This window comes from Murdochiella vaginalis, assembly GCF_902381775.1.
In the GTDB taxonomy this organism is placed as follows: Bacteria; Bacillota; Clostridia; order Tissierellales; family Peptoniphilaceae; genus Murdochiella; species Murdochiella vaginalis.
Map to the genome: position 1 here is coordinate 757368 of NZ_LR698969.1, position 13298 is coordinate 770665.

Here is a 13298-nt window from a genome sequence, read left to right on the forward strand (position 1 = left end):
CGCAAAAGGGGAGGAAAATGAAACGCCATAAGATACCCGTAGTCCTTGCAGGCATATTGATGTTGTTGACCCTGCTTTGGACAAGACCGGCCTTTGCCGCCGATGTTGATGTTTCTACGATGCAAGGCCTCAAACAAGCGATTGTGGATAAAAACTCGATTACCCTGACAGCAGATATCGAGGTAAAAGAAGAGTTAACGATTCCCGCTGATTATAACGGTACGATTAAATCGGAGGGGAAAACACTAAGCTTGGCTTCCGGTGTTAATAATATGTTTGTCATTGCAAAGGGTGCCAACGTGACGTTTGACAACATCGTTTTCGACGGAAAAGAAAAGGGTCGTATTATCGATGCCGGCGAAGCGACTGTGACGATTAAAAATTCTACACTACAGAATGCGACAACGGATACGTTTGGGCAGAAGATTGTCGACAACAAAGATACGCAACGCTATGAAGGCGGCGCGATTTATGCTGCTCATACGACGTTAAATTTGGAAAATACAAATTTTGAAAACAACCATACTAAGGCCACAGTGCCAAGCCCGGGCGCACCGCATGGTGGCGCCATCGTTTCCTATTCGGCAAAAATCAAAATAACCGGCGGCTCATTTATAAACAACCATACCGGAAAAGTGGATAAGGAATATTCTTCTCATGGTGAAGGCGGAGCGATCAAATTGCATCCGGGTTCGACGTTAACGATAAACGATCCCTCTGTGACCAAAAAAGATACTACCGTTTTCGATAGAAATCATTTAGACAGTCTTGAAGACAAAGGCGGAAGACAAGGCGGCGCGATCGAAGCAACGCAGTCTAAAGTGTACATTTATGGTGCTACATTTAAGATTCCCGGACCCTTTAATACAGGCGGAGCCATCAAATTTGAAGGATGTGATGAAGCAGTTGTTAAAAATGCTCATTTTGAAACCGTAGCAAAAAAGGGGACTATCGGTGTCGCCGGGGGAGCAATCACATCGGAAAACTCCAATCTTTCCATTGATAGTTCTTCATTTAAAGCTAATGAAGGTTCCAGAGTTTCTGAGGCCGGTGGGCTGATACAAGTCGTGGCCGGAGGAGAATTTAATCTTACCAACTCATCTCTTGAAGGCGCCGGTGCATGGTGGAATGGCGGTAGATATACTGCCAATACCGGTGGAGCAATTAACTTCTATGATGCCTGCTCTGTCATGGCGAATATCGAAAATACGACAATTCAAAATTTCATGGCGGATGGCGCAGGTGCTGGAATATCTTTGGCGAAGTATGCGGGCCATACAGCTGGTGTTCATCTTACGATGAAAGACACCACCATCATCAATACGGCGACCTATGTCTTTCAGGGGACGGGACTTGGCGGTGCGATGTTTGTCGGAAGCGGCAACACCGTTACGATCGAAGGCGGAACAATTTCTTCTCAGACTGCATCAAATAATGCCGGAGCGATCTTCAACGAAGGCTCTGTAACGATTACAGGCGGCGCTGCCTTAAAGGATAATTTTGCCTACAACATGGTTGGCGGCATCTATAATGACGGCTATCTCAAGATTGATGACGCGACCATTACAGGCAACAAAAAAGGGGACTGGTCTACAGGAGATGGGCACGTTCTCACTAAGGATGAAATGGGCGGCATCAACATCTATGCGGACAAGGATGTCATCATTACTCCGAAGGCAAAATTTGACGGGAATGATATTCGCGTGCTGGATGGGCAGTCCAAGATTTTGCTCACGGGGGCTTTGACGAATCAACTCAATGTGTCCGTCAGTGAGAAGGCAAAAAAGCATAGTGATCCAAAGAGCATTTTCGACCGCTATTCCGAAACACAGGAAAGATACATCGGCTATACGGTGGCAGGCGGAACGGATAATTACACGCCAACGCCTGAAGATGCTAAGAAAATTCATTATGTGTCAAAAGATGCAAGTCAAGCCATAGCAGCTGTCGATGATCATACGTCAATTGGCAAGTGGGATTATGTATTTAATCCAGACAATAACACGGTTGTCTTGGGCCAACGTGCCAAGATGACGTATCATGCGAATTATGACGAGAAGAGTGCAAGATTTATAGATAATTCGAAGGAAAAAGAACAGATCTACACCTTCTATGGTTCGGGTGGCGGAGAGCCCAAGGTTTCCATCAATGACGTTGCCGTTACCTATTTGACCGAACTAAAAGAGAAGCCGGTTTCAAAGTGGATTTTTGACGGATGGTATAACCATACGCCACAACAGCCACCTGTTGATGCTGCTTGCGCTGCTTTCCGCAACACGAAGAAAAATACTGTTTCTGCTTCAAAAGTTAAATTTGCGGATGCCTATTTTGTTGATACCACAGACAAGATTACAAAAATTGTGGATCCCAATGAGCTGCACGTCTATGCCGGTTGGAAGCCCTTGGATATTACGCTATCTAAAGTGTGGGATGACGAGAATGCAACAGAAAAAGCAAAAAGTGCAGTTTTGACACTTACTCCTGGTAAAGACGGTAATAATCAAGAAACCTTTACTGCAAGTAGAACCGAGACAAGCAAAACCTTTGAGGACTTGGATAAGTTTCAAGAAGACGGTACTACTCCGTTGGAATACAAAGTTGATGAACCTACCGTACCGGAAGAATATACTAAAACAATTGAACAACTGGATAACAGTAAGTCTGAAGAAGATAAAATCTCAGCAAAGGTTACGAACAGCAAGGCGGATAAAGGAAGCGTGTATGTAAAATACATTACGGAAGACGGCGCTATCTTGGAAGCTGAAAGCGCAGTCAAACAAGATGCGCCGGTAGGCGAAGAATATACAACAGAACAAAAAGCCTTCGAAGGGTATGCATTTTCAACAATGGGAGAAGGCTCAGCAGCTGCTAGTGGAAAGGTTGTAAAGGGAGATCTTCACGTAGTATATGTGTACAAAAAGGCAGAAAAAGGAAATGTCTATGTAAAATATATTACGGAAGATGGAACCGTCTTGGAGGCGGAAAGTGCAGTCAAAAAAGATGCACCGGTAGGCGAAGCATACACAACAGAACAAAAGGCCTTCGACGGGTATGCATTTTCAAAAATGGGCGAAGGTTCAGCAGCTGCCAGTGGAACGGTTGTAAAGGGAGATCTTCACGTAGTATATGTTTACAAAAAGGCGGAAAAAGGAAGCGTGTATGTAAAATATATTGCAGAAGATGGAACCGTATTGGAAGCTGAAAGCGCAGTCAAACAAGATGCGCCGGTAGGCGAAGAATATACAACAGAACAAAAAGCCTTCGAAGGGTATGCATTTTCAACAATGGGAGAAGGCTCGGCAGCTGCTAGTGGAAAGGTTGTTATTGGGGATCTTCACGTAGTTTATGTGTACAAAAAGGCAGATACTCCAACCCCGGACCCCAATCCAAATCCAACCCCGGATCCTAAACCAGACCCGACTCCGACTCCGGAACCGACTCCGACTCCGACGCCAACGCCAACTCCGACTCCGGAACCGACGCCAGCACCCCAGCCACAGCCTCAACCGGCTCCTGAGCAGAAGAAAACAGTTGCTCCGAAGACAGGAGAAGAACTCCAGTTGGTGATGGCCACCTCCATGACGTTGCTGTCCGCCGGTGCATATTTGGGAATGAAAAAGAAAAAGTAAAACTCTATTCTTCACTACGTAAGTGAAGTGACGAAAGCTCCGGGCTACGCAGAAAAGCGTAGCTCGGAGCTTTTTTGGATTAAATATTTCGCTGTAAGAGGGGAGAAGGAGCCCAAAAAGGAAAAGCAGAAAAAAAAGGCTCCTATGATGTTCGACTTTAACGCAAAAAAAAGGAGCCCAAAATGCAGAAAGAAAAATTGAGGCTCCTATATGCTTGTGATATGACACCCAAAAAGGGGCCTCAATTTGCGAAAGCGAAAAAAAGGCTCCTTTTTCTGCCAAATCTGGAGCTTGTTTTGGAGCCTAAAAGATGAAAAATCAAATTTGGTCTCCTTTTCGCTTGTAATAGTAAGAAAAGAGAGGAGCCCAAAACGTACAATACAAAAAAGAGGCTCCTTTTTTCGCGAAAAATGAGGTTTGGTAAGGAGCCCAAATTGGATAACGATAAAATGAGGTCCTTTTTTGCCAAAAATGAGGCTTGATAAGGAGCTTCAATTCACGATAACGGAAAAAGCTCTTTTTTCTGAGAGGAAGCACGCCAAGAACCCCAAATGAAATTTGCATAATTCACAATTTTCCTGTATAATATAAAAGCTATTTGTACCCAGAGAGGGAAGGCGGGTGTGGTATGCAAGAAAACAGCTTAATTCAGGCCATCCGCAGTGAAGTCGAGCAAAACATAGGACGTACTGTGGTTGTGCGCGCGGACAAAGGGCGAAAGCGGATCGTCACAAAAGAAGGCATCATTGAGAATGCATTTGAGGACGTCTTTACCGTGCGCATTTCGAATGCCTTTGAAATGGAACGCACCGTATCGTATACGTATACGGATGTTCTGACTTCTACCGTAAAGCTGACGGTATATTGATCGAAAAAGGGCTCAGTAGAGCCCTTTTTTCATGAGAAAAATCATGACGGAGGACGGCATGGAATTGGAAGTACAGGCCAATGCAAAGGTGAATCTGGCATTGGATATTCTCGGTGTGCGTGAGGATGGCTATCACGATCTGGACGGCGTGATGCAGGAGATTGCGCTGCATGATACGCTGACGATCGAAAATGGACGTGGCGGATTTGTGCTGTTCTGTGATCATCCGCATCTTAAGCTCGACGAAAACAATTTAATTTATAAGGCGTGGAACGCGCTGCGCGATCGGACTGCGGACGATTCCGTCATTATCGAACTGGAAAAGCGCATTCCTCTTTCCGCCGGTTTAGGCGGAGGAAGTGCGGATGCTGCAGCCACTTTGGTGGGGCTCAATCGTCTATGGAATTTGGGACTCGGTGATGAGGAACTGATTAAAATAGCTGGTGGCATTGACTCGGATACCGCCTTTTTCATTCGTGGTGGCACCCAGCGTGCGCAGGGAAGGGGAAATATCTTGACGCCGTTGCCACGGTTTTCTCAAAAGCCGCTGCTTTTGATCAACACGGGCGATACCATCAGCTCACGTTATGTGTACGATCGCGTAGAACCGAATGGGACAGTGCCGGTATCCAAAATGATTGATTTGCTGCAGTACGATAACCTTAAGGCCTATCCGCTGATGCGAAATCACATGGAAAGCGTGTCTTTCGACTCCATTCCCAAACTGGCGAAGATTAAGAAAGAGTTGGAAGAATCTGGCGCTTTAGCGGCTCTCATGAGCGGCAGCGGACCGACCATGTTCGGAATTTATGAAACCATGGAACAAGCGGAAGAGGCCTACGAGCGCTTCCGAGATCAATATTCCTTTGTTTTGCTGACACGCACCGTGTGACCATGGAAAAAATATAAATAAATATTTAAAAATGGAAAAAGAAAAGGTTTGCAAACGAAAACTTATCCATAAATATGGATTATTTGAACGCGTCGGGCTTTTTCTCGATTCCACAACATGTGGTGGAGTCATTTAAACGAAACACATTGCTTAGCAGAAATTTCGATAATTTACGTGATATTTTTTCGTTTAATGGGTTGAACAATGACGGGGCGTTCGTTATAATACAAATAGTATTACAGGAATGCCACAGGGATACCGTTTTCATACGATTTCATCTCAAAATAATGGGAAATCACGATGAAAAACGGAAACACATAGAGGTGCGTCGATGAGAAAAGAGCAGTCAATCGAGAAACGCTTTAGAGAGCGCCGCAAACGTCGCGCAGCTCTCCATCGTCGTCGTCACAAAACGAATGTGTTTCTCGGTATTTTTGCCGGCGTCTTTATTTTGTTATCTGGCAGTTTTGTTCTCCGTTATTTTATGAACAGCTCCAGCGCTGTCGATACGCATGCCGCGTTAGCAACTTCTGCACAACTCGTTTCCGATGCTCCGGTCTCTTCCAGCGAAAGCGCATCCGTTTCCGTAGAATACAAGACGCGTGCTGAAATTGAAGAACAGAAGCAGGAACGGCCGCAGAATAAAGAACAGCACGATGGCTATATCGATCGGTTGGATACCTTTTTACAGGTCAGCCGCGACACGACGATGTTCACGCGTGACTCCACAAAGTCTCATGTTGTAGCGCCGCTGGCGGCGGGAACGACAGTGGAGACCTACGGAACAAACGGCGAATGGACGAAAGTAGTCAGCAAAGGCCGCAGCGGCTATGTACGAAATGTCGATCTGGCGATGATCACAGATGCGACACTTTGCAAAACGGTGGAAGGCAAGGTAATTGTCAACGCGACCTATCGGCTTCCCGAAGAGTACGAAACGGTGTTTCATCCGGATGCTGAAGCGGGCCTGAAGGTGATGCTGGAGGCGATGCAGCGTGACGGTTTACAAGTGGAAGTAGCAACCACCTATCGCGGCGCGGCCGAAGAAAAGAAGGAACTCATTCTTCGCGGCAACCCTGCCAATGTTCCGCAACCGGGGCATACCGTATTTCAGACGGGTTACGGCGTACAGTTCAACGCGCCAAACACCGATCCGCGCATTGAAAATCATTTCGAAAACACCAAGCAATTTCAATGGCTGAAAGCTCATGCACAGGAGTACGGTTTTGTGTTGCGCTATCCGAAAGGAAGCGAGTCCATCACGGGGTATCGTGCCGATCCGACTATTTTCTACTATGTCGGGGTGGAAGATGCTTCTTTGATCAGCAATGAAGGATTGACCATGGAAGTCTTCTACGGCGTCAACTAAATTCGGTAAGGTAGAGCCCGCGGGTAACGACGTTGCCGGCGGGCTTTTTTTGCCAACGAGAATGTTTTTACCAATGCGAATAGAAGGAGGAAGAATGAACGTCTTAGTGAGTGGCGGTTTGGGCTACATCGGATCCCATACCGTTGTGGAACTGATGAAGCGCAAGCATAACGTGATCGTGGTCGACAACTTGTATAATGCGGACGCGGACGTGCAGTTGCGCATCGAAAAAATCACCGGCAAGAAGCTGACGACATACGTTGCGGACTGCACCGATGCCGAGGCGATGGAAAAGATCTTTTCCTCGCATCCTGTCGATTGCGTGATCCACTTTGCCGGCTATAAGGCGGTAGGGGAGTCGGTCGCGAAACCGCTCATGTATTATCACAACAATCTGCTGAGTACCATCGTCCTGTTGGAGGCCATGAAAAAACATCACGTGCGCCGCATGGTCTTCAGCTCATCGGCAACGGTCTATTCTTCCGAAAATCATAGTCCGTTTCGGGAGGAAATGGCTCTCGCGGCCACGAATCCCTATGGATGGACCAAATTGATGATTGAGCGCATTCTGATGGACATGGCCAAGGCGGATCCGGAATTTTCAGCTATTCTGCTGCGCTATTTTAATCCCATCGGTGCGCATGATTCCGGTCTGCTCGGAGAACGTCCGGTGGGCATTCCGAATAACCTTTTGCCCTACATTTGCCAGGTGGCGGACGGCACGCGTGAGAAATTGAGCGTTTTCGGGGATGATTACGATACGCCCGACGGCACCGGGGTGCGCGACTACTTGCATGTTGTGGACCTGGCTTTGGGCCATGTGGCGGCATTGGAAAAAATGGCGGATCGTCCCGGCGCCCATGCATTCAATTTAGGGACCGGCAAGGGCACGAGCGTATTAGAATTGGTTCATGCCTTTGAGAAGGCAAATCATCTCACCATTCCCTACAGCATCGTGGGACGGCGAGCGGGCGACATCGACACCGTGGTGGCGGACCCGTCCAAGGCAGAGCGCAAACTGGACTGGAAGGCGACGCACAGCATCGAAGAGGCGTGTGCATCGGCTTGGTATTTCCAGCAACACGTAAAGGACAGTCTGTAGCTGCGGCAGAGTCTCAAGCCTCTGCGCCGAAAAACAAAGGAAATCAAAAAAGGAACTTCGCTTTTTCGGCGAGGTTCCTTTTTCGTTGGAGATGGTCATTTTCGTTGGAGAATGTCAGTGACGACCAAGCGCTCTGCGTCGATGCAGCCGATGGTAAATCTGATTAACCAACTGGCGTACTTCAGGAATCTGTGCGAAGAGGATACAGATGAGATACACCATAGCTCCCACGAGAATGGTTAGCAGAAGTCGAAGCGTTTCGCTTCCCAACGGAAGACCGTGAAAGACAAACAAGGCAACCACTCCCATCAAAGCGGAAGCAACCGTAATTTTGGACACCGATTTGAAAAGGGAGCGGAACGCAAGACGTCCGGACTTTTTGCGCAGAACGGTTCCCAATATCACGGCACCGACAAGATTGCCGACCATGGTGGACGCGGCGAGCCCGTTTAAGCCAAAGAAATAGGACAAGATAAAGTTCAAGGTAATGTCCACAGCCACCTGTACGGTGGAAATGAGAAGCGGCGTTTTCGTATCGTGTAAAGCATAAAAAGCACGAATAAAAATCTGGGAGCATAACAGCCCGATGAGCCCGGGCGTATACCAGAAGAGCGCGCCGGTGGTCAATAACGTCGAGGCGGCAGTGAATTGATCACGCTCATAGAAGAGGCGCACAATGGGTTGGGCGAAGAGCATCATGCCCACGACGGCGGGAAGGATCAATACCATGCCATGCACGAGAGAATGGTGAATGACGCGCTTGAACGGCTGTAGATTCTCCTTTTGGGCAGCGCGTGACATGCCGGGATACGAGGCCGTTACGATGGAGACGATGACCACGCCTTGGACCATCATAAAGATCATGTTGGCGTAATTGAGCGCCGATGCGCCGCCGTTTGGAACAATCGACGTAGCGATGGCTTTGTCCACGATGATGGAAATATCATTGACCAGGATGGAAAACATGGCCGGAACGGCGATGGAGAGCGATTCACGAATGGCAGGGGAATTGGGCTTGAGCAATAGACGGTGCCGGTATCCGGCGTGGCGCAGCGCACGCGGGAAAAAGCTGTACTGTATGGCGACAGCAAAAATACTGCCGACGGCAAGAAGCAGGAGATTTCCGGTTTTTGCCGTCAAATACGAAAAGAAGATCATCACAACATTCATGATGATACCGGTCGTCGCAGGCGTTAAAAAGTTGTTGTAATTGTTCAAATAGCTGATGAAGGCGCCGTTAAACGCCGAAAAAAGAATACGAAACAGCACGATACGCGTAAAGAGCACCGCTTGATTCAACTTTTCGCCTTCGAAGCCGGCGGCAACGAGATGCATAATTTGGGGCATGAACACGAATCCGACGCCGGAAATGATGGCCGCGATGAGCACAAGTGTATTCGCCAGATTGGCCGTGAAGTAATCTGCCTCTTGCCGTCCACGTTTTGTCAGCACCTTGTTATACATGGGGATGAAGGTGGTCTGAATGGACATAAAGAGAAAGCTGAAGGCCATTGCCGTGATACTTTCGGAGACAACGTAAATATCCGTTACCATCCCGGTACCAAAAAATTTCGCGAAGCTCACTTCGCGAATGAGACCTGTCAATTTTGAGATGATGGTAATGACCATCAGTTGAAAGGTTACCGAACCCATATCGCTCCTCCTGTAATCGGATTCAGTCTACCATATTTTTTCTTTTCGTATCACTGCTCCCTCGCAATTCGTGTTTTCTTTCTCTCGGCGTACGTTTTCGCGCTACGGACAATTTCCTGCCCATGACTATACAGAAAGCGGTCGATCGTTTATAATAGCAGAGGTTGTTAAACCGATATCATTCTTTTCGCGGACAGAAGCCCTTACATAGTCCCTAATTATAGAAAGGAATGAATATGCAATCACAACATACGACTGTGGATCAAAGAAATGGATGGGCGGTGCAGAGTACATTGTTACAGCAACTTAAGGATGCAACGCGTATCCGCAACATTGTAAAAATTGGCGCATTGGGCGCTTTGGGTTTTGTTCTTATGGAGCTGTTTCAGCTTCCGATGCCCTTCGCCCCGGCTTTTATGAAAGTGGATTTCGGAGACGTTCCCGGCTTGATCGGCGGTTTCGCTATGGGACCGGTGGCGGGCTTCCTCATTCAGCTCATTAAAAATATTTTGAAATTATTTACGTCTGAGACCGTCGGCGTCGGCGAATTATCCAACCTGATCGTGGGCACCACCTTTGTGCTGGTTTCCTCCATCATCTATCGTCGTTCGCATACCAAAAAAGGCGCCATCATCAGTTTGATCGCCGGATCCTTAGCGATGAGCTGTGTGGCCGTTCTCTCCAATACGTTTTTTATCTTTCCGGCGTATGCTGCGGCGATTCAGTTAGATTTGGATGTGCTGGCCACCCAGATTGGGGCAGCTAACGGGTTGGTGTCAAATTATATGACCTTGATGCTCTTTTCGGTCTTCCCGTTCAATCTGGTGAAGACGTTCCTCGAGAGTGTCGTGACGTTCTTGCTCTATAAGCGCATTTCACCGATTCTCAAGCGCTGGTCATAGTCGCTTCGACGCGTCAACATACAGGGGATTGTGTGATCGAGAGCGCCTTTGCTTCGGAAAAAAGATAGACCTCTCGCAGCAAGTGCATTACAATAATGGTACAAGAAAAGAGGTTGCCCTGCGGGGCACCTTCTTTTTATTGCTTAAGAATGGCATCGAAAACAGACTGAATTTCGGCCAAGCAGAATGCTAAAAATGCGCAAAAAAGAAACGCGCAGAAGAAGGAGTAAGCTCGTGTATATGGCTTCCAAACAAGCGATGCAGGAATGGAGTGAACGCTTTGCGCACACGCTGCGTCCGGGCGATGTCGTCTCTTTAGAGGGCACGTTGGGCGCGGGGAAAACGCAGCTGGTGCAGTGGATGGCGCAAGCGCTTGGTGCGGATCGTCCGGCCTCGTCTCCAACCTTCTCGCTGGTGAATCACTACCGAACGTCGAAGGGAAGCCTCTATCATCTGGATCTCTACCGATTGGAGACCCCGCAGGAGCTGGAAGATATCGATTACGAGACGTATTTCTATCCGGAAGAGGCCATCACGTTTTTGGAATGGGCTGAAAAGGCGGAGGAGTATCTTCCGCACGGTTTGATCCATGTGCAGATCATAGTGAAAGAGGGGGAAGCAAGGGAGGTGAACGTATGGCGAGACTGATTGGAGCCGATACCTCCACGCGTGCAACGGGAGTAGCCATTGCCGAGACCGGCAAGCCGCTACGCACGACGGTGGTGGAACAGGATCGCTTGCGAGCAGAGGAGCTCTTAAGCGTTATGGACGCCCTTTGTCGTGAAAGCGGATTGCAGGCAGCCGACGCCGATGCGTTTGTTGTAGGCATCGGACCCGGATCTTTCACCGGTCTTCGCATCGGCGTGACGATGATGAAGACCATGGCACAATTTACGAACCGCCCGATTTTAGGCGTATCCACCTTGCAGGCGCTTGCGCATGCAGCCCATGTGCAACATCATGCCCATCTTTTTGTTCCCGTCATCGACGCGCGGGCCAACCGCCTCTTTGCGTCGGTTTATCGCACCGAACCGGACGGATCGCTGCAAAGCATCTTACCGGAAGGTTTATACACCGAAGAACAGCTGCAGAACTTTTTGCATCGCGAGCAAGAGCTTTTTGAAAAGGGACAAGAGGAAATTCCCTTTATTTGCTGGGCGGGAGCAGGTATCGCACGCCATTCGGCGCTTTCGGATGCCTTTTCTTCGCAAAAGTGCGTGGTGCTTTCCGATCCGGCAGCCTCATCGCCCATTGCAGCCATGATGGATATTGCTGCGGCCCGTTTTGCGAGGGGAGAAAGCGATGATGTCTTGCGCCTGGTGCCGAATTATCAACGCAAATCGCAGGCGGAATTGGATCGAGAGCGTCATGAGGATCCGGAACGTAAGAAGGCCCGCTGCAATGAACAAACGCTGCGCCTTCGCTGCATGACGGAAGAGGATCTGCCTATGATCCACCAGCTGGAACGGGAAGCGTTTCAAAAGGCCTGGTCTGCAAAACAGTTGAAGGACGAACTGACGCATCCATGCAATACGGCATTGGTTGCGGAAACGGATCGCGGCATTCTGGGATACTCTTTTTCGTCCGATATTGCCGGAGAGGCCAGTCTCAACCGCATTGCCGTGGCAAAGGAATATCGTCAATGCGGTATAGCCAAGCGCTTGATGGAGCGCTTTCTGGCCGATATTCAACAGGAAGGCGCCGAGGAGGCGTTTTTGGAAGTCAACGAGCGCAATGCTGCAGCCAAGGCCTTATATCAGTCATTCGGATTTGTCGTCGTAGGAAAACGCCATCAGTATTATGCAGAAGAAATGGCAGATGCGCTGATTATGCGTTGCGTATTGCCGAAAAAGAAGGAAGGCGGGGAGGAATGCCATGCGGATTTTAGCCATTGAATCTTCCTGTGACGAGACCAGCGTTGCCGTGCTGCGCGACGGACGAGAGATATGCAGTCAGATTATTTCTTCGCAGATCAAGGATCATGCGATCTTTGGCGGCGTGGTACCGGAAATTGCCTCACGCAAACACCTGGAGGCCATCAATCCGCTCTTGGAGGCGGTGCTTCGGGAAGCCCATGTGCGGGCGGAGGAGTTAGATCTCATTGCGGTCACGCGGGGGCCGGGGCTTGTGGGAGCACTTTTAGTCGGCATTTCCGCTGCCAAGGCGATGGCCTATGTGCGCAACATTCCCATCGTCGGCGTGAATCATATGGAAGGCCATCTTTGTGCCAATTATTTGGCGCATCCGGAACTGGAGCCACCCTTTCTCGGGCTGGTCGTCTCGGGCGGACACACCTATCTTTGTGTCGTAGAGGATTATGCGCATTATGAAGTCGTCGGCTCGACGGTGGACGATGCGGCAGGGGAAAGCTTCGATAAAGTCTCCCGCGTTTTGGGACTGGGCTATCCCGGCGGACCGAAAATTCAACGCATCGCGGCACAGGGAAATCCGCAAGCCTTTGCCTTTCCCCGTGCGATGTCTTCGAAAGAAGACGGCTATGCATTCAGCTTTAGCGGATTGAAGACGGCGGTTATCAATGAAGTGCATCATCGCGAGCAGCAGAATCTGCCCATTCCGGTGGCGGATATTGCGGCCTCGTTTCAACAGGCGGTGATTGACGTGCTGGTTCAAAAAGCAGAGCATCTGTTGGAAGCCATGCCGAAGTACAAGACCTTTTGTCTGGCCGGTGGCGTTGCGGCGAATCGTCCGCTGCAGGAGGCACTTTCCGCCATGTGCGCGAAACACGATACGCGCTTTTTCGTCCCGCCGGCGGTGCTTTGCACGGATAACGCGGCCATGATCGGCTGCGCCGGCTATTATCAATATCAGCAACGGGGCGCATCATCACTGGATTTTGCAGCCGATCCCGACTTAGGACTGTAG

Annotated in this window: 10 protein-coding genes; 9 read left to right on the forward strand and 1 reads right to left on the reverse strand. The window is 49.1% G+C overall.

Annotation, left to right across the window (positions count from 1 at the left end):
• Window positions 1-17: 17 nt before the first annotated feature.
• The 5 genes from FXY30_RS03215 (at window position 18) to galE (ending at window position 7860) form a co-directional block, all read left to right on the forward strand.
• Window positions 18-3629, forward strand: coding sequence for a MucBP domain-containing protein (locus FXY30_RS03215; RefSeq protein WP_083428168.1), 3612 nt, complete (start codon window positions 18-20; stop codon window positions 3627-3629).
• 628 nt (window positions 3630-4257) lie between these two features.
• Window positions 4258-4497, forward strand: a complete 240-nt coding sequence (locus FXY30_RS03220; protein ID WP_071705284.1) for a Veg family protein — start codon at window positions 4258-4260, stop codon at window positions 4495-4497.
• 43 nt (window positions 4498-4540) lie between these two features.
• Window positions 4541-5389, forward strand: a complete 849-nt coding sequence (gene ispE / locus FXY30_RS03225; RefSeq protein WP_157885028.1) for a 4-(cytidine 5'-diphospho)-2-C-methyl-D-erythritol kinase — start codon at window positions 4541-4543, stop codon at window positions 5387-5389.
• 331 nt (window positions 5390-5720) lie between these two features.
• On the forward strand, window positions 5721-6758 hold the full coding sequence (locus FXY30_RS03230) for a M15 family metallopeptidase (RefSeq protein WP_071705287.1): 1038 nt from the start codon (window positions 5721-5723) through the stop codon (window positions 6756-6758).
• A gap of 94 nt (window positions 6759-6852) precedes the next feature.
• The gene (gene galE, locus FXY30_RS03235) at window positions 6853-7860 is read left to right on the forward strand and encodes a UDP-glucose 4-epimerase GalE (RefSeq protein WP_071705288.1); all 1008 of its coding nucleotides are present in this window, start codon (window positions 6853-6855) and stop codon (window positions 7858-7860) included.
• 114 nt (window positions 7861-7974) lie between these two features.
• Here the strand turns inward: galE and murJ are convergent, their stop codons facing one another.
• Window positions 7975-9513 carry a murein biosynthesis integral membrane protein MurJ gene (gene murJ / locus FXY30_RS03240; protein WP_071705289.1) on the reverse strand — a complete coding sequence of 513 codons (1539 nt, stop codon included), beginning with the start codon at window positions 9511-9513 and terminating at the stop codon, window positions 7975-7977.
• Window positions 9514-9749: 236 nt separating this feature from the next.
• On the opposite strand from murJ, the gene FXY30_RS03245 reads away from it, so the two are divergent.
• From FXY30_RS03245 to tsaD, 4 genes are all read left to right on the forward strand, one after another.
• Window positions 9750-10415: an ECF transporter S component gene (locus FXY30_RS03245; RefSeq protein WP_083428170.1), complete on the forward strand. Its 666-nt coding sequence runs from the start codon at window positions 9750-9752 to the stop codon at window positions 10413-10415.
• A 240-nt stretch (window positions 10416-10655) separates the two neighbouring features.
• Entirely contained in the window at window positions 10656-11063 is a 408-nt protein-coding gene (gene tsaE, locus FXY30_RS03250) for a tRNA (adenosine(37)-N6)-threonylcarbamoyltransferase complex ATPase subunit type 1 TsaE (RefSeq protein ID WP_157885029.1), read from the forward strand.
• Window positions 11051-12310, forward strand: a complete 1260-nt coding sequence (gene tsaB, locus FXY30_RS03255) for a tRNA (adenosine(37)-N6)-threonylcarbamoyltransferase complex dimerization subunit type 1 TsaB (protein WP_071705291.1) — start codon at window positions 11051-11053, stop codon at window positions 12308-12310. The genes tsaE and tsaB overlap by 13 nt, the downstream gene beginning before the upstream one ends.
• Entirely contained in the window at window positions 12291-13298 is a 1008-nt protein-coding gene (tsaD, locus tag FXY30_RS03260) for a tRNA (adenosine(37)-N6)-threonylcarbamoyltransferase complex transferase subunit TsaD (RefSeq protein WP_071706087.1), read from the forward strand. Before tsaB ends, tsaD begins: the two co-directional genes overlap by 20 nt.

Coding starts and splice junctions, on each gene's coding strand:
- FXY30_RS03215 (WP_083428168.1), top strand. CDS start 18: ATGAAACGCCATAAGATACCCGTAGTCCTTGCAGGCATATTGATGTTG.
- FXY30_RS03220 (WP_071705284.1), top strand. CDS start 4,258: ATGCAAGAAAACAGCTTAATTCAGGCCATCCGCAGTGAAGTCGAGCAA.
- ispE (WP_157885028.1), top strand. CDS start 4,541: ATGACGGAGGACGGCATGGAATTGGAAGTACAGGCCAATGCAAAGGTG.
- FXY30_RS03230 (WP_071705287.1), top strand. CDS start 5,721: ATGAGAAAAGAGCAGTCAATCGAGAAACGCTTTAGAGAGCGCCGCAAA.
- galE (WP_071705288.1), top strand. CDS start 6,853: ATGAACGTCTTAGTGAGTGGCGGTTTGGGCTACATCGGATCCCATACC.
- murJ (WP_071705289.1), bottom strand. CDS start 9,513: ATGGGTTCGGTAACCTTTCAACTGATGGTCATTACCATCATCTCAAAA.
- FXY30_RS03245 (WP_083428170.1), top strand. CDS start 9,750: ATGCAATCACAACATACGACTGTGGATCAAAGAAATGGATGGGCGGTG.
- tsaE (WP_157885029.1), top strand. CDS start 10,656: ATGGCTTCCAAACAAGCGATGCAGGAATGGAGTGAACGCTTTGCGCAC.
- tsaB (WP_071705291.1), top strand. CDS start 11,051: ATGGCGAGACTGATTGGAGCCGATACCTCCACGCGTGCAACGGGAGTA.
- tsaD (WP_071706087.1), top strand. CDS start 12,291: ATGCGGATTTTAGCCATTGAATCTTCCTGTGACGAGACCAGCGTTGCC.